Below are 22,692 nucleotides of genomic sequence, written 5' to 3'. Positions count from 1 at the left end.
GCGTTGCCGTCATCGGCTGCCGTTGTCGTCCTGTAGTTCTTTTTTGAAGGGAACGTCCGGCGGTGGCCGGGCCACGGCTGGCTGGTCCTGCATGTTCGGGTTGGTCAAGCCGCAGCCGCCGCCGAACTGCAGGATCGAGACCACGCAGGAGATCTTCGAGCTGGTGCCGGGAATCGGAATTTCCACGGCCTTGATGCCCTTGCGCACCCATTCGGCAAGCAGCGACTCGTTCGGCGCCCAGTACTTGTCGAACGAGGTCGGCGTGTAATCGTACGGCGGGCGCTTGAGCCAGGTGCCCGATTGCGCGATGCGCTCGCGGCTCCAGCCGTCGTTCTCGCCACCGGGCGCGCCGCGCTCGCTGTCACCGCTGCCGTCCTGCCCCGGTACGCGCACGCTGCCGTCCGCGTTGAACAGCCCATCGCCGGTGCGCCCAGCCCCTTGGTTGGCCTGCGCACCACTGCGTTCGCCGTCGCGATTGCGAGTAGAGGCGCCCCAGTCGTCGCCACGTGCCGGGGTCGCCCAGTTGCCCGGCGTGGGCGACGGGCGAGCGGCCGGTGGGGTCGCCGCAGCCGGTGTCGCAGCCGTGCTGCGGTTCGGTGCGGCCGTGCTGGCACTGCTGGACGTGCTGGCCGCATTCCGGCTCGGCGTGGCGGACGCGGTGGAGCTGGCGGTCGACGGCGTGGCGGTTGCCGGCGCCGGACGCGGCGCTGCATTGGGCACGGCGCGCTCGCGCACGCTTACCTCCGGGCTGCGCCCGGGGACGGTGATCTCGCGCTGCGGCACCGGGGCCACCGCGACCGACACCGACGGTGCCGGCGCGATCTCGCGCTCACGTACCTGCGCTTCCCGCTGCGGCACGGTGATCTCCACGCGTGGGCCGGCAGTAGGAACCGGTGGCGTGGGCGCGTTGACCACCGTGACCTCGCGCTCGCGCACTACCAGCTCGGGTGTGCGCAGCTGCGGCTGCACCGGACGCACAGCCGGTGCGACCAGGGGCGGCGTGGGCGCTTCCACTACCTCTACGGTGCGCTCGCGCACCTGCAGCTCCGGCGCCTCGCGCGGGATCACCCGCACGTCGGTGCGCGGCACGCTGGTGGGCGGCACCACGAAATCAGTGGTGGCCTCGGCCACGTCGGTGGCCTGCACCGGTTGTTCGACCGGGGTTGGCGCGGGCGTCGGCGGCGTGGGGGTGGGCTCGACACTGGCGACCGGTTCTGCAGCCGCGGCCGGTGCGGGCGGCTGCGGTGCCGTGGCGGCCGGCGGCGTGCGCGGACGCGGTTGCGAGGAGGCCTGGCCCGCCGCTGCACTTGCCGCTGCGGCGGCGGCCGCGCCGCCGGCAGCGGCAGCCTGTTCGCCACCGCCGCTGTCCTGCGGTGTACCGCTGCCCAGGAATTCGACCTGGATTCGGCCGCCGTCGCCGCCCTGCTCCGGCGACACCGGCGGGCGGATCAAGGCCACCCACAACAACAGTGCGGCGAACATCACGTGCAGCAGCACGCTGATGACGCCGGAGGTCCAGCGCATCCAGCGCTGGTCGCGCGGGGCCGGATCCCAGGTCTGCCACAGCAGCCGGCGCATCGCCTGCAGCGTGCCCAACGCGGGCAGGCGGCCGGGCGACCCGGGCAGCGGTCGCGGCAGCAGTTCGGCAATGACTTCCGATGAGCGGAACGGGCGCGGCAGCGGCGTCAGCGCACGCAGCCACAGGCCCCACCCATAGGGAAGGCCCGTGGTTTTTTCGACGATGCGTTTTTCCGGCTGGCGAGCCAGCAGCGCTTGGAGGATCTCGTCAGCCCGGCGCAGTGTCACGCAGGACGATCAGGCAGCCGTGCCGCGGGGGATGTACGGCGCGTGCCCGCTTTCATGGTCGGTCGCGTCGCGCACGGCGGTGATGCCGGGCACGCGGCCCATCAGGGTTTTCTCGATGCCCTGCTTGAGGGTGACGTCGGCCATGCCGCAGCCCTGGCAGCCACCGCCGAAGCGCAGCAGCACCACCCCGTCGGCGGACACCTCCTGCACCGCGACCTTGCCGCCGTGCGAGGCCAGCTGCGGGTTGACTTCGTTTTCCACCACCCATCGTACGCGTTCCACCAGCGAGGCCGAGTCCGCCGGCAGCTCGCCCTTGATCTTCGGCGCCTTGATGGTGAGCTGCTGGCCGCCGGTGCCATTGGTGACGATGTCGATGTCGGCCCCGTCCATCCAGGCCACGCTGGTGGCGGCCACGTACAGGGTGAAGCCGTCGCAGTCCACCGCCCACTCGTCGCCGAGCAGGTCGGCCGGTTCGGCGAACTCCAGCCGGGCGTCGGCGCGCGGGGTACCCGCATCGACGGCGCTGAGGCGCACGCCCATGCCGGGCACGGCTTCGCGCTCGATGAGCTTGCGGAAATAGGTCTGGGCAGTGTCGGAGATCTGGATCATGCGGCTATTCTAGCGGCTTACATGTTATGCGCTCATTCGGTTTATACACTGTCCGGCGCATTGTTCAGACATACACGAGGTGGAGGATTCCATGGCCGACCTGATTCCCCTGGCGCAGGCCCATTGCGTGCCCCGCAAGGGCAGCGACCACAAGCTGGGCGAGGCCCGGGTGGCCGAGCTGCTGCCGCAGATTCCCGGCTGGGAACTGGCCGAACAGGGCCAGGCCCTGACCCGCACGTTCCGCTTCAAGGACTACTACCGGACCATGGCGTTCGTGAACGCACTGGCCTTCATCGCCCATGCCGAAGACCACCACCCGGACCTGGGGGTGCATTACGACCGGGCGGTGGTGCGCTTCTCCACCCATGACGTGGGTGGCCTGAGCGAGAACGACTTCATCTGTGCAGCCAAGGCTTCGGGCCTGACGGAGGAATGGAAATGAGTGTTCGAAACGCAGCCATGCAGCGCGTGGTGCTGCAAGGGTGGGTCGTTGGACTTGCGGTCGCAGGGCTGGCGGGGTGCGGTGGTTCGTCGGAACCTGCCGCGCCGGTGGCCGCGCCTACCGAGGTGGCGGCGGTGAAGACCCCTCCGCCCGAATACCCGGTTGAACTGGCCTGCCAGGGGATCGGTGGCACCAGCACATTGAAGGTGGTGGTCGGTACCGACGGCACCCCGGGCGAGATCACCCTGGCCAGCAGCAGCGGCAATGGTGATCTGGATCACCGGGCCCTGCAGGCGGTGACCAGGTGGCAGTTCAAGGCCGCCACCCGCGCCGGTCAACCCGTCCCGACCACCATCCAGGTGCCGGTGAGCTTCAATCCGCCGCAGCCCAAGCCGGATGAATGCTTCGCCATCGAAGAGCGGCTGCGCCGCGGCGGCTGAGCCCTGCCCCATCCCCACGGATGCCAGCCGGCGCCAGCTCCGTTTTCCTTCCGCGCCGCGGCTGTTCCGCGGCGCGCTGTTTATGTACAAGGACGCGTTGACGCATGCCGGATATCTCAAGTGGACACGTATGGCTGGCCCTGGCGGTGACCCTTGCGGCCGGGTTGGCAACCGCGCTGGGCAGCCTGATGGTGCTGTTCTCGCGACGCCCCAACCCGCGCCTGCTGGCGTTCGGCCTGGCCTTCGCCGGCGGCGCGATGGTGTTCGTGTCGCTGACCGAAATCCTGACCAAGTCGATCGATTCCTTCACCCAGGCCTACGACGCGCGGCTGGGCTTTGCCTACGGCACGGGCGCGTTCCTGTGCGGCGTGCTGCTGATCGTGCTGATCGACCACTTCGTGCCCAATCCGCATGACAGCCTGGACAAGCAGGACCCGATGTACCGGGAAAACAACAAGGCCTACATCAAGCGGGTGGGCCTGTTGACGGCGGTGGCGATCACCGCGCACAACTTCCCCGAGGGGCTGGCCACCTTCTTCGCGATGCTGGAAAGCCCGTCGGTGGGCATGCCGTTGGCGTTCGCCATTGCCATCCACAACATCCCCGAAGGGATCGCGATCGCGGTACCGGTGTATTTCGCCACCCAGAACAAGTTCTACGCCTTTGGTGCCAGCCTGCTGTCGGGCCTGGCCGAGCCGATCGGCGCGGCCATCGGCTACGTAGTGCTGTCCGGCGTGCTCAACCACGCCACCTTCGGCTGGGTGTTCGGGATCATCTCCGGGGTGATGGTGTTCCTGGCCCTGGACGAACTGCTGCCGGCCGCCAAGCGTTACGCCAAGGGCCACGAAACGGTGTATGGCCTGGTTGCCGGCATGGGCAGCCTGGCGATCAGCCTGGTGTTGTTCAAGTGGTAGGACGTGGCCGGCAGCGTACCGACCAACGGTCGGTACCTACCATTGCCTTCCGCGCCCGGTAGGCGACGACCGTTGGTCGTCGCGACTCACCCCAACCGGTTCAACGCCTCGGTCAATTCATCGGCCAACGGCGCGTTGAGGGTGTACGGGGTCTTTCCCGCGTCCAGCGAAAATTCCAGCGAGGCAGCGTGCAGGAACAGGCGCTTCAGCCCGATCTGCTCACGAAGCCGCTTGTTGACGTCCGGATCGCCGTATTTGTCGTCACCGGCCACTGGATGGCCCAGATGCTGGGCGTGCACTCGGATCTGATGGGTGCGACCGGTCTCGATGCGTACCTCGCAGTACGAATGCCCGCCCCGACGCTCCAGCACCTTGAAGTGGCTCACCGATTCCTTGCCGATCGCATTGACCTGCACGTGGCGTTCCCCGCCCTGGCGCAGCCCGACGTGCAGCGGCGCGTCCACCGTCATCACCCCGTCCGGCATGCGCCCGACCAGCAGCGTCAGGTAGCGCTTGCGGATGCCCGCACCGTGGTCCTCGCGCAGCAGGGCCTGCAGCTCGCTCAGTGCTGAGCGCTTCTTGGCCACGATCAGCAGCCCCGAGGTGTCGCGGTCGAGCCGGTGCACCAGTTCCAGGGTCTTGCCCGGCCGCAGCGCGCGCAGCGTTTCGATCGCCCCGAAGCTGATCCCGCTGCCGCCATGGCTGGCCACACCCGACGGCTTGTTCAGCGCCAACAATCGTTCATCTTCGTAAACGATGGCGTCTTCCAGCCGCTTCATGAACGCCGCCGGCGGGCCGGCCTTGTCGCCCTCCTCGGTGAGACGCACCGGCGGCACGCGCACTTCATCGCCGCCCTCCAGCTTGCGCTCGGCCTTGGCCCGGCCGCCGTTGACCCGGACCTGGCCACTGCGCACCAGCTTGTACACCAGGCTGCGCGGCGCGCCCTTGAGCTGTCCCAGCAGGAAGTTGTCCAGGCGTTGCCCCGCCCGGTCGTCCGGGACGGTGATGAGACGGACGCTGGTCTTGCCTTCAGCGGGCTTGGGAGGCGGTACGGTGTCGGTCATTGGCCTTTTATTCTGTTACACTCGGCAGGCGAGATAAGGGATTGATTTCGTTGGAAGTTGCTCTGGGCCAGAAGCCCAACTTCCCGCGATTCCGGCACAGTGCGCAGCCACCGCCCCCGGGGCGGCCATGTTAGCGGCTCACCGGCAGTCCCGGCCATCGCCGGATGCCTGACACGCGTCTGCGCTGAAAAAATGTCCCTGTGGCGCTCCAGCCTGGCTGAAAGCTGCCTCCGGCCCGCAACACCCAAACCAAAACAAAATGAAGCGCTCCCGCGGCCTGCCGTGGTGTTGTAGCGCTGGAAACCCAAGCCGCCCTCCCCGCGCATGCGCGATGGGCGTGCAAGCGTGACCAGAAGCGAAACCCCATGGCGTTCCGCGCGGTAGCAGCGCGCGAGGAACGCAATATGAAGCGAATGCTGATCAACGCCACGCAGGCCGAAGAGCTGCGGGTAGCCATCGTGGATGGCCAGACGCTGTACGACATCGACATCGAACAGCCGTCCAAGGAACAGAAGAAGTCGAACATCTACAAGGGCCGCATCACGCGCCTTGAGCCGTCGCTGGAAGCGGCCTTCGTGGAATACGGTGGCGAACGCCACGGCTTCCTGCCGCTGAAGGAAATCTCCCGCGATTACTTCCAGGCCGGGGTCGACCACAACAAGGCCGGCATCCGCGAACTGCTGCGTGAAGGCCAGGAAGTGGTGGTCCAGGTCGACAAGGAAGAGCGTGGCAACAAGGGCGCCGCCCTGACCACGTTCATCTCCCTGGCCGGCCGCTACATGGTGCTGATGCCGAACTCGCCCACTGCCGGCGGCGTCTCGCGTCGCATCGAGGGCGAAGACCGCGCCGCGCTGAAGGAAGCGCTGGACAAGCTGAACATCCCCGACGACATGGGCGTGATCATCCGCACCGCCGGCGTCGGCCGCGATGCCGAAGAGCTGCAGTGGGACCTGGACTACCTGCTGCAGGTCTGGAAGTCGATCGCCGAAGCCGCGCTGACCAAGCCGGCCCCGTTCCTGATCTACCAGGAATCGCGCCTGATCGTGCGCGCCCTGCGCGACTACCTGCGCGCCGACGTGGGCGAGATCCTGGTGGACACCCAGGAGCTGTACGACACCGCCCGCGAATTCATGCAGCAGGTGATGCCGCAGACCCTGCGCAAGCTCAAGCACTACACCGACGACATTCCGCTGTTCAACCGCTTCCAGATCGAATCGCAGATCGAAGGCGCCTATGAGCGCAACGTGCGCCTGCCCTCGGGCGGCTCGATCGTGGTCGACCAGACCGAAGCGCTGACCGCCATCGACGTGAACTCCTCGCGCGCCACCAAGGGCAGCGACATCGAGGACACCGCCTTCCAGACCAACCTGGAAGCGGCCGAAGAAGTGGCCCGCCAGCTGCGCCTGCGCGACCTGGGCGGCCTGGTGGTGATCGACTTCATCGACATGTCGTCGAACAAGCACCAGCGCGAAGTCGAGAACCGCCTGCAGAACGCGCTCAAGTACGACCGCGCGCGCGTCCAGCTGGGCCGCATCTCGCGCTTCGGCCTGATGGAAATGAGCCGCCAGCGACTGCGTCCGAGCCTGGGCGAGTCCAGCCAGATCGTGTGCCCGCGCTGCGACGGTCATGGCCGCATGCGCAGCGTCGAATCGCTGTCGCTGTCGATCATCCGCGTGGCCGAAGAACATGCCATGAAGGAAAACACCGGGCAGGTACTGGTCCAGGCCCCGGTGGAGATCGCCAACTACCTGCTCAACGAAAAGCGCAGCGCCCTGCGCGAGATCGAACAGCGCCACGACGCGCCGATCGTGATCGTCGCCGACGAGCAGCTGCACACCCCGCATTACGAAGTGACCCGCCTGCGTGAAAACGAGCTGGGCGAAGAGAGCGGCAAGCCCAGCTACCAGCGCGGCACCCCGCGCAAGCTGCCGGTGCATGCCCTGACCAAGGCACAGCTGAACATCCCGGCCGCGCCGGCGGTGACCAACGTCAAGCACAGCTCGCCGGCCCCGGTCCGCGAAGTGGTGGAACCGGTGGCTGCACCGGTCCCGGTCGCCCCGGCGCCGGTGGCCGCCCCGGCCGCCACCGGCGTGGTCGGCTGGCTGAAGCGCATCTTCGGCGGCGAAGCGGCCCCGGCCGCCACCCCGCAGCCGACCGCACGCCCGGCCCAGGACGGCAACCGCAACGGTCGCAACAAGGACCGCAACGGCAAGGACCGCAATGGCCGCCGCGACGAGCGTGGCGAGCGCGGTGAGCGTTCCGCCGGCCAGGGCCAGGCCCAGGGTCGCGGCAAGGACCGTCGCGATGATCGCGGTGGCGAACGCGCCGGCAAGGGCGAGCGTCGCGACGGCGAGCGCCGTGACGAGCGCCGCCAGGACGCGGCCGCGCCGCAGACCTCCACGGCCGCCGGCCAGCCCCAGCAGGGCAAGCCGCGCAACGAGCAGCAGCCGAAGGCGCCGCGCAACGAACAGCAGCCGAAGCTGAACCAGAAGCAGAAGCCGCCGCGCGCGCAGAACGAAGGTGACAAGCCCGCCCGCCAGCCGCAGGTCGACAGCGTCAAGCCGGTGCAGGCCGAGGCCAGCGTGGCCGATGCCGCGCTGGTCGCCGCTGCCGCCGTGACCGTGGTCGACACCGCGACCCCGGCAGTGGTTGCGCCGGCCGCCGCAGCGGTACCGACCCCGGTGACGACTGACGACACCCGGGCGGCCGTGGCCGAAGGCGACGCCGTCGAGCGCGGCGAAGCGCCGGGCACTGCCGACGATGCCACCGGCGAAGGCGCGTCGCGCCGTCGCCGCGGCCGTCGTGGCGGTCGTCGTCGTCGTCGTGGCAATGGTGAGCAGGCTGCAGGCAGTGATGGGCTGCATGACGACGCCGGTCTGGACGACGACGCCGACAGCGACGAGCAGGACGGTGACCAGGACGGCGACACCAGCGCCCAGGCTGCCCGCACGGCCGCACGCAGCACCGAATCGAACCCCGAGTTCGACTTCGATGACGATGGTGCTGCGCCGGTTGCCCCGGCTGCCCCGGTGCAGGCCCCGCGCCCGGCCCCGGTCGCTGCCGTCGCCGCCGCCGCGCCGGTGGCGGTGGTCAGCAGTCCGGTGCTGAAGGCCGATCACGCCGAACCGGCGCCGAAGGCCCCGGCTGCCGAGCCGGCTGCCGAGTCGGCTGCCGCGCCCACCGCGTCCTACACCGACCGCGTGCCGTTCGTGGAGTCGCCGATGCCGGCGGCCGCCCCGGTCGCCAAGGCACCGGCAGTGGAAACCGCGGCTGCGGAAGCACCGAAGGCCGTGGAGGCCCCGGTAGTGACGGAGACATCGAAGGCTGTCGACGCCCCGAAGCCGACCGAGGCCCCGAAGCCGGTGGAAGCCCCGGTCGTCGCCGAGGCGCCGAAGGCGGTCGAAGCCCCGCGCGTCACGGAAGCCGCGAAGGCGGTCGAAGCCCCCGTCGTGACGGAAGCTCCGAAGCCCGTGGCAGCCCCCGTCGTGACGGAAGCACCGAAGGCCGTCCAGGCCCCGGTCGCCGCCGAAGCGCCGAAGGCGGCTCATGCTCCGGCTGCCACCCCGGCGCCGACCGCGCCGGCCGCAGCGCAGACGCCGCCGTCGGCAGATGCCGCCAGCAGTGCCGGAGCGGTCGAGCACAAGGGGCCGACCGAAGTCGGCCGCCCGGTGCAGACCCGCATGCTGGACGCAGTGGACGCCGTCCCGACCGCAACGGCGGCCCCGGCACCGGCGGCCCCGGCACCGGTGGCACGTGCCGAGTCGGTTGATCCGGCCCCCGCAGTGCAGAACGGCCAGCTGTTCGGCAGCGCCCACGGCGATGCCGCCGCGACCGGTGCCGCCGCCCAGGCCGCACACGCCGAAGCCCGCGAAGACATCCCCACCGATGAACTCGCCCCGGCCGAAGCCGCTGCCAAGGAAGAGCAGGACAAGGCCGACAAGCCCTGACCCGCGCGACGTAGAGCCACGCCCTGCGTGGCTGCCATGCAAGACACAGACAGCGGCCTTCGGGCCGCTGTCTGCATTTGGGCATCTCGATTCGACACGCGTTTAACGCACACAGGCGCATGTTCCCACTTGCGGGGGCGCATGCTGAGGACGTGCCATGGCTACAGTGCCGGCTTCACCGATCCCGCCTGTTTTCCACTACCGCTATGACGCCGACAATCTTCTGTCCTGTGTCGGCACGTCCGACATGCCGCAGTGGCGATACTGGAAAGACGATGTGGTGGTCAACGCCGCCGAAGGCACCCAGGAACTGAGCTGGGCATATTGTCGCGATCATCTCGTCGCTGCCTTGCGCGTCGGCTCGACCCCTTCGACAACGGTGCTGGGCGTCGATCAGGCAGGCTCCGTGCTGCGTGAAGCCGATGCAGTGCACCGCAGCCGCTGCTACGCACCTTATGGCTACGCGTCCAGCGACGCCGGGCCTTCGCAGCCTGGGGAAACCGGGTCCCACCCGGGGTTCAACGGTGAGCTGTTCGATGAAGCCAGTGGCTGTTACCTGCCGGGTGCAGGGCATCATCGCCCCTACAGTCCGGTGCTTCACTGCTTCCTCGCGCCGGATTCGCTCAGCCCGTTCGACGAGGGCGGCCTGAATGCGTATTCCTATTGTGGCGGCGACCCCATCAATCGCATGGATCCGACGGGCCACTTCTGGAAGTGGATCGTGGCAGGCATTGGCGCCGTCGCAGCTGTCGTAAGCCTCGGCATTCTTGCCGTCCCTTTGATTGCCGGAAGCGCAGCGCTGACAGCCTCGGCTGTTGCTGGCGCCGCGCTGAGCGCCGTAGGGGCCGTGGCCGAGATTGGAGCGATCGCCGCAGAAGCCGCCGGAGACGAAAAAGCGGCGAGCATCCTCGGCTGGATCGGATTGGGCGTGACGGCTGTGGGGGTCGTTACTGCGCTACCGGCAATAGCCAAGGCGGCCGGCAAGGGCTTGGCCAAGCTGGGCAAGCTGTCGAAGTCCCGGGGCCTTGAAGTTGCCAGCAATCCTTCCGGGGGCTGGCATACGGGAGGATATCTGAAGCTGGGGGACGGCTCGCTTCCCCACGCGCGCCCGCTGGTCGACGGCCCCGAATTCACATATCGCACCATCGGAAAAAAGGCGAATTCCAGCGTCAGGTTCAAAGACCTTCCCAAAGAAGAGCAGTCAACCGTCCTGAAGATCGTGCGTAACGACGTCAGCAGCTTCAAGTACGGCAGGGACGGGATCGTCTTTGAAAACAAGGAGCTCAGGCTTCCGATCGAACGTCTGGGGCACTATCAGGAATACACGGTTCCGATTTACGGCACGAGTGGGCGAGGCGTGACCCGGATTGTTGCCGGCGGTGTCGCCAGGCATGGCCCCAGGGCGCTGTACCGAACCGCTGATCACTACGAAACCTTTACCCAGATCAGATTCCCGAAAAAGTGGCCGCGGCACCCGATCTAGACGTGCTCTCACGGTGCGAACTGCAACCGCGTCCACACGCCATAGTGATCCGACGCCCACCGCCCTTCCGCATACGGCTGGTCGAACAGCAGCCGCGCTTCGCGGGCCAGCAGCTTGTCCTGCTGGAAGAAGATGTGGTCGATGCGCGACGGCGCGTCGAAGTAGTGCCGGTTCAAGGTACTGGCCTGGGCCAGGTCGTTGTTCACGTGCACGCTGCCAAAGCTGTCGCCATAACGCTGGCGCAGCGGGCTGAGGTCGCCTGCATCCACCAGCGCATTGAAATCGCCGGCGATCACCACCGGCGCGTCGCCCGCGGTGGCGGCGATGAACGCCAGCAGGTCGGCTACCTGCTCGCTGCGGATGCGGCGGCCATTGTCATCCGCGCGCTCGTTGAGGTGGGTGGCGTACACGTTCACCGGCTGCCCGTCGACGTCGATACGCAGGTGCGCCACCGTGCGGTAATCGGTCCGCGGCGCCAGCAGATGCTCGCCGCGCGCCAGCACCGGACGGCGGGTGAGCAATGCATTGCCGTAGCGTTTCAACCGCCCCGGCGGATCGGTGGACACGAACTGGTAGTCGTAGCCCAGCCGGCGCGCCAGCCACGCCGCCTGGTTGCGCACGTGCGGCTTCTGGATCACTTCCTGCAGCGCGATCGCGTCGGGCTGCAGCGCCGCCAGCTCGCGTAGGATCACCTGGCGTCGCTGCGGCCAGTCTTCGCGGTCATGGTGCAGGTTGAAGGTCACCATGCTCATGCCCTGCTCCACCGGCGCGGCCGCGTGCGCCGGCAGCAGCGCCAGCGCACACGCCAGCAGCAGGCCCAGGCGGGCCACGCGTGCCAGCCCCAAGGTCACTGCGCCTTGCGTTCGGCGCGGCGCACCGAGGCCGGGATCTCGATCTCGACCCGTGCCGGCACCTGGGTGATCCGCAGCTCGCCGTTGAGCCACTGCGCCGGCTCGCCGTTGATGGTGGTGGCACCCGGGTCACCGCTGTACGGCCACGGCAGGACCAGGCCGCCCTGCGGCACTGTCAGCCCCGGCGCCACCTGCAGCGTGAGCTGCCGGTCGCTGCGGCTCAGGGTGTAGCTGAGCTGGCCGTTCGGCGTGCGCAGTCCCTTTACCCCTGCCCCGGCGCCTTCCAGCCAACGGCTGGGCACGCCCGCGGCCAGCACCAGGCTGTCATCCACGTCGCGGCTGTAGGCGAACATGTCCAGTGCCGAACGCACGAAGTCAGAGGCCACCCACGCATGCGGCAGGTCGCCCACGAAGAACGGCTTGCGCGGCGTATGCGAGACCACTTCGGCCCACTGGTTCCAGGCCTGCGGCGCACGGTCCCGGAAGAAGAATTCGGTCGCCTGCCAGGCACGGTCGCGCCAGCCCAGGCGCACGAAAGCGGCCACATTGCGCCACTCGTACGGGGTGTAATCCTTCCACTCGCGCTTGCCGTCGCGGCGCTCCTCGAACTGCTTCCAGTAGCGCTCGAAGGTGTTGTCCAGGTAAGGCTGCGGCAGCCGCCCCTGCTCGCCGCCCGGGGCCAGCGCGATGGTGGTGGAGGTGGCGTCGAAATCGCCCAGCTCGGCCGAACCGGGCAGGAAATCGATATTGTGCAGCGCGGTGGCCGCCAGCAGCGAGGCCTGCAGGTCATCACGGAACTGGTCGCGCGACTCGGCGATCTGCATCGCCTCGACCTTGCCCAGCGTGCTGGCGATAACCGCCGCGTCCTTGTAGCCGCGCAGCGCCCAGAAGTTGTCCCAGTAAGAATGCATCGGCTTGGCCGAATAGCCCTCGTGGCTGATCGACACCGGCATCATCCCGTAGAACGCCGGGTTGCGTGCGCGGTTCTCTTCAGTGCGCTCGCTCAGGCGCAGCTGTTCCATGTACTGATACGCGCCCTGCACGTGCGGCCACATCAGTTCCAGGAAGGTGCTGTCGCCGGTGTAGCGCCAATACTCGGCGATGTTGAAGATCAGCTCGCCATGGCTGTCGTTTTCCGGCACCGGGTCGGCGCCGCGCGGGTCGACGCAGCACGGCACCTTGCCGTTGTCGAACTGGTACGGCGCATACCAGTTGACGTACTCGCGCACCGCATCGCTGCGGCCCATGCGCAGCAGTCCTTCGGAAATCATCGCGCCATCGCGGATCCAGCTGCGCGAATACGAGCGCGTGCCCGGCTGCAGGCTCGGCCCGATCCGCGAGATCAGCATGTGCGCCAGTGCGGTGCGCAGGGTGTCGGCCAACGGCTTGCCTGCTGCCGGCACCTGCAGCGACACCTGGTCCAGCTTGGTGCGCCACATCGAGGCCACCTGCTGCTGCGCCTTGCTGGCGTCGAAATCCTTCGGCGTGGCCCAGGCGCCGGTCTGCGGCAGCACGAGGGCCACCTCGCGGGTCTGTCCCGGCTCCAGCCGCCAGCGGTACAGCAGCGCGCCGGATGCGAGCCCGGTCGGGTCGCGCACCTCGGTGGCGGTCGGCAGGTTGCCGCTGGCCAGGTGGGCGACCTCCAGCTTGCCATCGAACGGACTGGCAAAGGCAGCGTCAGGAACCTGGACCGGATACACACGCGGCGCGCCGTTGACCTCGACCTGGCCGGGCTCGATATCCAGGGTGTCGATCCGGCTCACCCCGCCCACGGTGTTGAGGAACTGGCGCGGCGGATTGACCTGCCAGGGTCGTACGGCCAGGGCCAGGGTGTAGTCGTGCGCGACCTTGTCCGGGTTGTGCAGCGTATAGCGGCCAACCAGCTGCGCCTGGTCCGGGCGGCCCTGGACGAAGCCGGTAACCTTCAGCGCTGCCTGCGGGTGGGTCCAGTCGACGCTGGCGATCGGCAGGTAATCGTCCTGCAGGGACTGCTTCGTTTCGACGTCGGCCCAGCTCAGTACCTTCTTGTCCACCAGCACGAACGGCTCGACGCTGAAGCTGGCCTTCTTCACCTCCAGCGCGCCGTCCTCGCCGATCAGCGCCTGTTCCTTGCCGCCGTCCAGGCCGAGCAGGGTCCAGTACGGCTGCTCGCCACTGAAGCCGCGCGGCACGAAGCCCCGGGTCAGGTCGGCGCCGACCGATGCGACGAAGTCGTTCGGAGTGGCGGCAAAATCCAGCGGCTTGATCGAGATGTCACGGATGCCGTAGCGCCAGCTGCTGCCGTGCGCCAGGTCGAAGCGCAGATAGCGCGCCTCGGTGTCGGGCAACGCCAGCCAGTCGCGGTCGCCGCCACCGCCGGCGGTGATCTCGCGCAGGATCCGCCAGTCGCGGCCGTCCACCGACGAGCGCACCACGTAGCGGGTTGCTTCCAGCCCCGGCAGCCACTGGATGACCGCGCCACCGAACTCACGCACCTTGTGCAGGTCAAGGCTGATGGTCTGCTCCGGCACCCCGCCGCTGATCCACACGGTGTCGGACTTGCCGTCGGCAATACGGCTCTGCAGCGCGGTGGCGGTGTCGGCGATCACCGACGGCGCCAGCGCCGAGGTGTCGGCCGGCGGCAGCGCCTGCAGGGTCAGCCGGTCGAAGCAGACCGTGCCGCGCCCGCCGACCTTGCTGTAGATCGTGAATTCCACCGCCGCGCTCCTGCGCAGGGTCTTGTCCGGGTCCGGGCCCCAGGCCTTGTCGATCTGGCGCTGGCGATACTGCACCGGCGTCCAGGTCTTGGGGAACGCGTAACCAGGGCGGTTGACCCACCACACATTGTCGCCGCTGGCATCGATCAGCTTGAACTGCAGGTCGTTGCCGGGAGAATCGCCGCGCAGCTGGAAGCCCACCTGGTAGTTGTCCGGCCAGGTGATGGGCAGTTCGCGGCGGATCGCCACGTAGCCGGAGACTTCGTGGAAGTCGTAGTCCACGCACAGCGCGCGCCCGCCGCTGGCACCGGCCACGCTGCGCAGCGAGCCGCTGACCTGGTCGGACACCACCAGCTTCCAGGGCGCCATGTCGTCGAAGGTGTCCAGGACCTTGGGCGCCACCGGCACTGCCGGGGGCGCGGCAGGCGCCGCCATCGACCACACCACACCCAGACCCAGAACTCCCGCGACGACGGCACGCTTCACCCTTTGACACTCCCCAGCAGCAGACCTTGGATGTAATAGCGCTGCAGCACCAGGAACAGTGCCAGCACCGGAACCACCGTGACCACCGCGCCGGCCATCATCATTTCAACGTCCATGATGTGTTCGCGCGACAACGTGGCCAGGGCAACCGGCAGAGTGTAGTGCTCCTGGTCGGTAAGCACGATCAACGGCCACATGAAATCGTTCCAGGCGCCCATGAAGGTGAAGATCGACAGCGTCACCAGCACCGGCTTGAGCATCGGCAGCACGATCTGGAAGAAGATCCGCAGCTCCCCTGCCCCGTCGATCCGCGCCGCTTCCAGCAGTTCGTCAGGAATCGAGCGCGCGTACTGGCGCACCAGGAAGATGCCGAACACGCTGGCCAGCGCGGGCACGATCACCCCGCCGAAGCTGTTGACCAGCCCGAGCTGCTTCATCAGCAGGAACAGCGGCAGCATCGCCACCTGCGCCGGGATCACCAGCGCCGCCAGCAGCACCTGGAAGATGCGCTCGCGGCCGACGAAGCGCAGCTTGGCGAAGGCATAGCCGGCCATGGTGTTGAGCAGCAGCGAACCCAGCGTGATCGCCAGCGACACGAACAGGCTGTTGATGAAGTTGTTGCCCATGCCGGTACGGGCGAACAGCTCGTGGTAGTTGGCGGTGGTCACCGCCGAGGGCAGCAGCGGCGGCGGGAAGTGCGCCGCTTCGCCGGTCGGCATGAACGACACCGACAGCATCCACAGCAGCGGCGCCAGGCTGACCGCCGCCAGCACCAGCAGCCCACCGTTCACCCACCACGCATGCCAGCGCGACTGGCCGATCTCACGACTCATACCAACTGCCTCTTGCGGCCGAAACGCAGCATCAGGCTGGTTACCGCCAGGATGATCAGGAACAGCAGGAACGCCACGGCCGACGCGCGGCCCAGGTTCCACCACTTGAAGCCTTCCTCGAACATGAAGTACAGCACGCTCACCGTGCTCTGCAGCGGGTCGCCGCGGGTCATCACGTAGGGTTCGGCGAACAGCTGGAAGTAGCCGGACACGGTGATCACCCCGACCACCAGCAGCACCGGGCCGAGCATCGGCAGGGTGATGTGCAGGAACTGCTTCCAGCGCGAGGCACCGTCGATGCGCGCGGCCTCGTACAGGTCATGCGGGATCGCCTGCAGGCCAGCCAGGAAGATCACCATGTTGTAGCCGAAGTTCTTCCACACCGCGAACAGCATGATGGTCGGCATGGCCCAGTTCGGGTCGCCCAGCCAGTCGATCGGGCTGATCCCCAGGTGGCCCAGCCCGTAGTTCACCAGCCCGTAGCTGGTATGGAACAGGTAGCGCCAGATCACCGCCACCGCCACCAGCGTGGTCACTACCGGGGCGAACAGCGCGGTGCGGAACAGCGCCTTGAAGCGCGCGGCCGGGGCGTTGAGCAGCATCGCTGCGCCGAGCGACACGCCAATGGACATCGGCACGCCGACCACCACGAAATACGTGGTGTTCCACAGCGACTTCCAGAACATCGGGGTCTGCAGCAGGTCGATATAGTTGCCCAGCCCGACGAAGCGCAGGTTGCCGCCGTCGGCCAGTGCGTACAGGTCGAAGTCGGTGATGCTGAGCGCCAGTGCGGAAAACACCGGCAGGCCGAAGAACACGCCGATGACCAGCAGGGACGGGCCGGCGAAGATCCAGCCGGCGAGCGAACGCTGCTTCATGGGCTCACCTCCGCGGCCGGCGCGGCAGCCGCCTCGGCCTGCGTGCGCTGTCCATGCATCCAGCGGCGCTTGGCCAATACCTTGTCCACACGGTCATCCAGTCGATTCACGGCTACATCCTGATCCAGCCCACCGCGTACCACCTGTTCGGTGACGATGCGCATTTCCTGCACGATACGTTCCCACTCCAGCACCTTCGGGGTCGGGCGCACCCGCTCGAGCTGGTCGCGGAACGGCTGCGCCAGCGGGTCGTTGGCCAGCGAGGCGAATTCCCAGGTGCTGCGTCGCGGCGGCAGGTCGCCGATGATGGAATGGAAGCGTTCCTGGATGGCCGGGCGCGACAGGAACTCGATCAGCTTCCACGACGCTTCCTTCTGCTGCGAGCTGCGCGAGATCACCAGGCTGGTGCCACCGGCGATGCCGGCACCCGGGCCGTCCGGGCCGGGCAGCGCGGCGGTGCCCCATTTGCCTTCCAGTTCTTTGGGCTGAAGCTTCTTGAACTCGCGGATGTTCCAGGGGCCGGACAGGTAGAACACGTTGAAGCCGCGGAAGAACTCGTCCCACACGTTGGAGATCTGCGTTTCGGACATGCGCGGCGCCCAGCCCTGGGCAAACATGTTTTCGTAGAACGCCAGCGTGCGGCGGAACCCCGGGCTGCGGAAGTTGCCACGGGTGTCGTGGTCGCGCAGCAGCGGGTCCGGCTGCTGCAGGGCGAACGACAGCTGCTGTTCGAACTCGTTGATCGGCATCAGGATCGCGTAGCGGTCGGCACCCTGCATCTTCTTGATCGCCGCCATCATGGTGTTCCACTCCGCCCAGGTGCGCGGCGGGTGGTCGAAGCCGGCCTGCGCCAGCAGGTCCTTGCGGTAGTACAGCAGGCGCGTGTCCACGTACCACGGGATGCCGACCAGCTGGTCATGGATGACATTGGTGTCCCAGATGCCCTGGAAGTAATCGGCCGGGTCCACCACCTTCGACCGGGCCACGAACGGCGCCAGCGGAGTCAGCGTGTCGAGCTCGGCGAACTCGGGGATCCAGGTATTGCCCAGCTGGAACACGTCCGGCAGCCCATCGGCGGCGAACGCGGTGAGCAGCTTTTCATGCGCGGCGGTCCACGGGATGTTCTGCACGTCGACGTGGATGCCGGGGTTTTCCGCTTCGAATTCGCGGATCAGCTCGGCCACCACTTCGGCTTCGCGACCCATCGCCCAGAACCGCACGGTCACCCCTTCCGGTTCCCGGCGGCAGGCACTCAACAACAGGCTGCCGATGACCAGCAGCAGAACACTCACCCACAGCTTGGGGCGCGACGACAAGGACACTGCTTACTTCCCCTGGGGCTGGTTGCGGTTGGTGTTGGAATTGTTCTTCTGTTCCTGCGCCGCGGCGGCGCGGGATTCGGCGATGCCCATCGAACGGGCCGCAGCGGCCTTTTCGTCCTTCTGCAGTTCCATCGGCTGGTCCTCGCCTTCCGGGGTCAGCCAGCCGCCGCTGAAACCGGCACGCTCCAGGCCACGGCGGATGTGCGGGTTGGTCTTCATCGTGTTCCAGACGAAGTCGTTGCGGTAGTTGGCGATCATGGTCAGGATCGGGCCCTGGTCGATGCCGATGTAGTCGCTGGCCACCCAGCCGCGATCCGGCACGATGCGCCCGGTCTTGAGCGGAATGTCGAAGTTGAAGCTGGGGTTGAACGAATCCAGGAAGCCGTAGCTGGAATACAGGTAGTCGCCGTAACGCTTGTGCATTTCCAGCGTGGCCGGGATCACCTCTTCCGGGGCGAACACCACCGAGGAGATCGCCGCGGTGGGGGCGATGGTGCCATCGTCGAAGTTCTCCCGCAGGCCGGCGCCGCGCGAGGAGTAATGGCGGAACTGGCGCTGCTCGCCGCGGAATTCCTGGGTGGTGTTCTGCGGGCCGTCGCTGGCGGTCAGGCCCCACACGTTTTCGCCGTATTCCTTCCACTGCGCCGGGTTGGCGATGGCGTACTCGCGCTGGGCCAGTGCGGCCGAGCGGCTGTTGAGGAAGTAGGTGCTGCCGCGTTCGCGCATGTACGCGTCCTGGATGTCGCGGAAGTCGATCCAGACGTGGGTGTACTGGTGGCCGAACAGCGGGCCGAAAGACAGGTATTCCTGGCCCTGGAACACGCCCCAGTCGTTGTCGTAGGTGCGCGTCCACACCGTCCACGCATCCGGGCTGACCGGGTGGCTGGGCGAGCCGAGCGCGAGGATGTAGACCATCATCGCTTCGTTGTAGCCCATCCAGTCGTGGTCGATGAAGCCGCTTTCCGGGAACCAGCCCATCGAGATCAGCGGGGCGCGCTGCTGCAGCCACGGCCAGTCGACGCGCTTGTACAGGGTGTCGGCGATGGCGCGGATTTCCTTCTCGCGGGAATCGTCGCCGGTGTAATAGGACTGCGCGAACAGCACGCCCATCATCAGCAGGGCGGTGTCCACGCTGGACAGTTCCACCCAGCTGTCATAGCGGTGGCCCTGCTGCATGTCCAGGAAATGGTAGTAGAAACCCTTGTAGCCACCCTTGCCGGTGCGCTGCGGGCCCATCGGCAGGTCGCGGAAGAACTTCAGCGTGGTCAGGGTGCGGTCCACGGCCTGGGTACGGCTGACCCAGCCGTTTTCCACGCCGATCGGATAGGCGGTCAGCGCGTAGCCCACCGAGGCGATGCTGGCGAACGGGCGCGACGGATAACGGTCCGGGCTGAGCCCGTTGACTTCGTTGGTGGTGTCCCAGAAGAACTGGAAGGTGCGGCGTTCGATGTCGTCGAACAGCGGCGGCAACTCCGGTTTCATCGGGCGCGGTGGAACGTCGGCTTCGACCAGGATCACCGGCGGCTTGGGTTTGGCGGGCTGTTCCTGTGCCTGCGGCTTGCAGCCGACCACGGCTGCCGCCATTACCGCCAGTGCCACTACGCGGGGTACCTTCATCGTGCCAACCCTCCGGAATCTTCGAATTCCACGCCAGCATACCGGGGCGTGGAGTGAAATCGTTTACAGCCTGCATTCATAAAAAACCGGTTCTCCCCAGACCGCGAGGACACGCATGGCGTGTCTCTACGGCTGGGGGACCGGCCTGCGGCGTAGTGACACGCCATGCGTGTCAAAACGCCATGGGTGTCACCACCTTCCCCTCATCAGAAGCGGAAGCCCACTTCCGCCTTCACCTGGCGCGGCGTACCGACGATGTCGCCGGTCTCGTTGTAGCTGGCCAGCAGCTTGCCGTTGGACTTGGTGTAGTTGTAGTTGGAGAAGTTGTCGAAGTTGAACACGTTGATGATGTCGATACGCGCGTACAACTCGGTCTCGCCCGGCATCTTGAACGTCTTCGTCGCCTGCAGGTCGACCGAGCGGTAGCCCCAGATCTTGCCACCGAGCAGGAAGCGACCGTTGCCGTCCGGCACCGCGGCGCCCGGGGTCGGCAGGTCGAAGCCGCTGGCCTGCGCCACCGGGTACCAGTCGTTGACCGCGGTCGGGGTGGCCAGGGTGATCTTGCCGCCGAAGGTGATGTCCCAGAAGCCGGCATACGAACCGGTCAGCACGATGCGATGACGCGGCGCACCGTTGGAACGGACGGTCGGGTAATCCTCGATCAGGCCACGGTCGAACGCGTAGTGCTCGTTGATGTCACGGTTGTGGCGCGCGGTCGTCCAGGTGTAGGCGATCGAGGTGCCCCAGCCGCTTTCCTTGGTGAACGGCTTCTGCGCCGACAGCAGCACCTGGGTGGCACGGGTCTTGATGCCCTGCTGGCCGATGATCAGGCTGCCGAAGCCCGGGATGTTGCAGCTCCACGCCTGGCTCAGGCCCGGCGAGGTGCCACCGCAGAGGCGCGGGTCATCGAAGAACTGGCCGGTCGGGTAACGGTTGCCCAGGGTGAAAGCGAAGCCGTCATAGGTCAGCGTGCGTGCGACGGTGGCGTCGGTCAGCCAGTCGCCGATCTGGTTGGACATGCCCAGGCTGAACTGGTCGGCGTACGGTGCCTTCAGGTTGTTGTTGAGCAGGTCCACTTCCAGGCCGGCATTGCTGGTCGAACCGACCAGGGCCTGCAGGTTCTGGATGCCGTTGAGCAGGTTCGGATCCCAGTCGTAGCACGCGGCCTGGCCATTGAGGCAGGCGCCCGTGGCCGGGTTGCGGAAGTAGATGGTCGGCTGCGGCAGGGCCAGCTTGGTGGTTTCCAGCTGCAGGTAGTCGAACAGGTCGCGGTCGTAGGAACGGCCGGCACCACCGTGGATCACGTGCTGCTCGTCGGCGTTGAGGTCATACGAGAAGCCCAGGCGCGGCTGCCAGGCATTCTTGAACGCCTTGCGGTTGCGGCCGTTGCTGATGTAGTCGTTGATGTTCAGGCCGCTGGCAGCCAGCGAGTCGGCATAGGTCTGGCCGGCCGGACCGCGCGGATCCTGGCTGTAGATCGCCGCCACCACTTCCGGCGGGGTCACGAAGTCCAGGTAGCTCGGGTTCTTTTCGTAATCCCAGCGCAGGCCCAGGTTCAGCTGCAGGTGGTCGTTGACCTGCCAGTCGTCCTGGATGAACAGGCCGATCTGCTTGACCTTGGAACGCACTTCACCGGTGACGCCGGTCACGCCGGTGACCGGCTTGACGAACTGCGCCTTGTACGGGATGTCCGACGGGAAGTCCGCATCACCCAGGGTATAGGTGAACTGCGGGTTGATCTCCTGCGCATCCGATGCGTACAGGTCGATTTCCTTGTACTTGGCGCCCATCTTGATGGTGTGGTCGCCGGCCCACTGGATGCCATCCAGGGTCAGGTTGTCTTCGATCGACCAGCCCTTCTGGCCTTTCACCTGCGAGTCCAGCGCCGAGGCGCCGCCGATCTGCACCAGGGTGCGGTCGTCGGTACCGTCCGGCGCGGTATACACGTAGCCGTTGCCGATGGTCAGCGGCACCGGGTTGTTGAACGAATCTTCGTGGGTGAGCATCAGCTCGTTGTAGAAACGCTCACCGCTGTGGTTCCAGCGCAGCGCGTAACGACGGTCGGTGTTCTCGGTTTCCTTGCCGTGCGACGGCGCGGTCTGGCCACTGAACTGCTGCTGGGTTTCGTCGCGGTCCTGGAAGGTCAGCTCGATGCGGTCGTTGTCGGTCGGCTCGACGTCGATCTTGGCGAAGATCAGGTCCTGTTCGAACGGCTGGCTGGCCGGGCCGAGCTGGGCGGCGGCATCGGCCGGCAGCAGGCCGACGCGGTTGGTCACCGAGCCCTCCGGGGCGATGGTCACCGGCAGGTCGAAGCGCTTGGCTTCGTAGGTCACGAAGAAGTGCGCCTTGTCCTGCACGATCGGGCCGCCCAGGGCGAAGCCGTATTCCTTCTCGGCCGACACTTCCTTGGTCTTGCCTTCCTGGCGCTCGGCCGGGGTCTTGGCGCGCATGTCTTCGTCGGTGTAGCGGTAGAACGCCTCACCCTTGAATTCATTGGTACCGGACTTGGTCGCCGCGGTCACCGCCGCGCTGGAGACCTGGCCGTACTCGGCCTTGTAGTTGCCGCTGATGACCTTGTATTCGCCGATCGCCAGCTGCGGGAACGGGTTGCCGGCGCTGCCGGACTGGCCGGCGACGCCGCCGCCCTTGACGTAGCTCTTCTGGCCCACGCCGTCGATGTAGACGTTGGTGCCGTCGGCATTGGTGGCACCACCGCGCAGCGAGGTGTTGCCCTTCGCATCACGGGTGAAGATCATGCCCGGCACCGCGTCGGCGAATTCCAGGAAGTTGCGCGACACCTGCGGGGTGGTCTGGATCTGCTGCAGGCTGACCGTCTTGCCCACTTCGGACGTACGCACTTCCTGCAGCAGGGTCGGGGCGACCACGTTGACGGTGTCGAGGTTGGTCGCGTTGGCGGTGCCACCATTGGCCGGGGCGCCGCTGAAGTTCAGCGTCGCGGTCGAGGCAACGGTCACGGTGACCTTCTGGGTCTGGCCGTTGGCGACCACGTCATAGGTGCCCGGATCCAGGCCCATCAGCGAATAGGTGCCATCGGCACGGGTGGTGGCGCGGCGCACGCTGCCGCTGGCCACGTTGGTGGCGGTGACTTCGGTACCGGCCTCGGCCTGGGCGACCTGGCCACGCAGCGAGGAGGTGGCGGACTGCGCCATCACGCTCGGCGCGGCGCCGAGCAGCAGGCAGCTGACCAGCGCACTCGTCAGCAGGCGGCGAGCCGGCATGCGGGTGCTGTTCTTGGAATACGTCATGTAAATCTCCGGGTGGTGGTGACCGTCATAGCGGCCGC

At 67.2% G+C, this 22,692-nt stretch carries 15 protein-coding genes; 5 read left to right on the top strand and 10 right to left on the bottom strand.

Annotation, left to right across the window (positions count from 1 at the left end):
- Window positions 1–9: 9 nt before the first annotated feature.
- Window positions 10–1,806 carry a hypothetical protein gene (locus FSZ13_RS12725; protein WP_145480209.1) on the bottom strand — a complete coding sequence of 599 codons (1,797 nt, stop codon included), beginning with the start codon at window positions 1,804–1,806 and terminating at the stop codon, window positions 10–12.
- A 9-nt stretch (window positions 1,807–1,815) separates the two neighbouring features.
- Window positions 1,816–2,415, bottom strand: coding sequence for an NfuA family Fe-S biogenesis protein (locus tag FSZ13_RS12720; RefSeq protein ID WP_145480207.1), 600 nt, complete (start codon window positions 2,413–2,415; stop codon window positions 1,816–1,818).
- 91 nt (window positions 2,416–2,506) lie between these two features.
- On the opposite strand from FSZ13_RS12720, the gene FSZ13_RS12715 reads away from it, so the two are divergent.
- The 3 genes from FSZ13_RS12715 (at window position 2,507) to zupT (ending at window position 4,211) form a co-directional block, all read left to right on the top strand.
- Window positions 2,507–2,857, top strand: a complete 351-nt coding sequence (locus FSZ13_RS12715; RefSeq protein WP_145480205.1) for a 4a-hydroxytetrahydrobiopterin dehydratase — start codon at window positions 2,507–2,509, stop codon at window positions 2,855–2,857.
- 17 nt (window positions 2,858–2,874) lie between these two features.
- On the top strand, window positions 2,875–3,297 hold the full coding sequence (locus FSZ13_RS12710) for an energy transducer TonB (protein ID WP_145480377.1): 423 nt from the start codon (window positions 2,875–2,877) through the stop codon (window positions 3,295–3,297).
- A 104-nt stretch (window positions 3,298–3,401) separates the two neighbouring features.
- On the top strand, window positions 3,402–4,211 hold the full coding sequence (zupT, locus tag FSZ13_RS12705) for a zinc transporter ZupT (RefSeq protein ID WP_145480203.1): 810 nt from the start codon (window positions 3,402–3,404) through the stop codon (window positions 4,209–4,211).
- Window positions 4,212–4,297: 86 nt separating this feature from the next.
- Here zupT and FSZ13_RS12700 read toward each other — a convergent pair whose 3' ends face one another.
- On the bottom strand, window positions 4,298–5,275 hold the full coding sequence (locus FSZ13_RS12700) for an RluA family pseudouridine synthase (protein WP_145480201.1): 978 nt from the start codon (window positions 5,273–5,275) through the stop codon (window positions 4,298–4,300).
- Window positions 5,276–5,688: 413 nt separating this feature from the next.
- Here FSZ13_RS12700 and FSZ13_RS12695 point away from each other — a divergent pair, with 413 nt between their 5' ends.
- Together FSZ13_RS12695 and FSZ13_RS12690 are read left to right on the top strand one after the other, a co-directional pair.
- Window positions 5,689–9,222, top strand: coding sequence for an Rne/Rng family ribonuclease (locus FSZ13_RS12695; protein ID WP_186308941.1), 3,534 nt, complete (start codon window positions 5,689–5,691; stop codon window positions 9,220–9,222).
- 157 nt (window positions 9,223–9,379) lie between these two features.
- The gene (locus tag FSZ13_RS12690) at window positions 9,380–10,705 is read left to right on the top strand and encodes an RHS repeat-associated core domain-containing protein (protein WP_145480197.1); all 1,326 of its coding nucleotides are present in this window, start codon (window positions 9,380–9,382) and stop codon (window positions 10,703–10,705) included.
- 8 nt (window positions 10,706–10,713) lie between these two features.
- Here the strand turns inward: FSZ13_RS12690 and FSZ13_RS12685 are convergent, their stop codons facing one another.
- The 7 genes from FSZ13_RS12685 to FSZ13_RS12655 all read right to left on the bottom strand — a co-directional run bounded on the left by FSZ13_RS12685 (window position 10,714) and on the right by FSZ13_RS12655 (window position 22,654).
- Window positions 10,714–11,556 (bottom strand): endonuclease/exonuclease/phosphatase family protein, encoded by an 843-nt coding sequence (locus FSZ13_RS12685; protein WP_428999994.1) that lies wholly within the window; start codon window positions 11,554–11,556, stop codon window positions 10,714–10,716.
- A complete protein-coding gene (locus FSZ13_RS12680) occupies window positions 11,553–14,687 on the bottom strand; it encodes a discoidin domain-containing protein (protein ID WP_260844171.1) in 3,135 nt (1,044 codons plus the stop codon). Before FSZ13_RS12680 ends, FSZ13_RS12685 begins: the two co-directional genes overlap by 4 nt.
- Before the next feature lie 47 nt (window positions 14,688–14,734).
- Window positions 14,735–15,571, bottom strand: coding sequence for a carbohydrate ABC transporter permease (locus FSZ13_RS12675; RefSeq protein ID WP_145480192.1), 837 nt, complete (start codon window positions 15,569–15,571; stop codon window positions 14,735–14,737).
- Complete coding sequence (locus tag FSZ13_RS12670; protein ID WP_068853081.1) at window positions 15,568–16,449, bottom strand: carbohydrate ABC transporter permease; 882 nt, start codon at window positions 16,447–16,449, stop codon at window positions 15,568–15,570. The genes FSZ13_RS12675 and FSZ13_RS12670 overlap by 4 nt, the downstream gene beginning before the upstream one ends.
- A complete protein-coding gene (locus tag FSZ13_RS12665; protein WP_429000000.1) occupies window positions 16,446–17,654 on the bottom strand; it encodes a sugar ABC transporter substrate-binding protein in 1,209 nt (402 codons plus the stop codon). Before FSZ13_RS12665 ends, FSZ13_RS12670 begins: the two co-directional genes overlap by 4 nt.
- Before the next feature lie 120 nt (window positions 17,655–17,774).
- The gene (locus tag FSZ13_RS12660) at window positions 17,775–19,388 is read right to left on the bottom strand and encodes a glucoamylase family protein (RefSeq protein ID WP_145480188.1); all 1,614 of its coding nucleotides are present in this window, start codon (window positions 19,386–19,388) and stop codon (window positions 17,775–17,777) included.
- A 206-nt stretch (window positions 19,389–19,594) separates the two neighbouring features.
- Complete coding sequence (locus FSZ13_RS12655; RefSeq protein WP_145480186.1) at window positions 19,595–22,654, bottom strand: TonB-dependent receptor; 3,060 nt, start codon at window positions 22,652–22,654, stop codon at window positions 19,595–19,597.
- Between the last annotated feature and the right edge of the window lie 38 nt (window positions 22,655–22,692).

This window comes from Stenotrophomonas rhizophila, assembly GCF_007667275.1.
In the GTDB taxonomy this organism is placed as follows: domain Bacteria; phylum Pseudomonadota; class Gammaproteobacteria; order Xanthomonadales; family Xanthomonadaceae; genus Stenotrophomonas; species Stenotrophomonas maltophilia_AE.
This window is presented reverse-complemented; position numbering and strand designations above follow the sequence as displayed.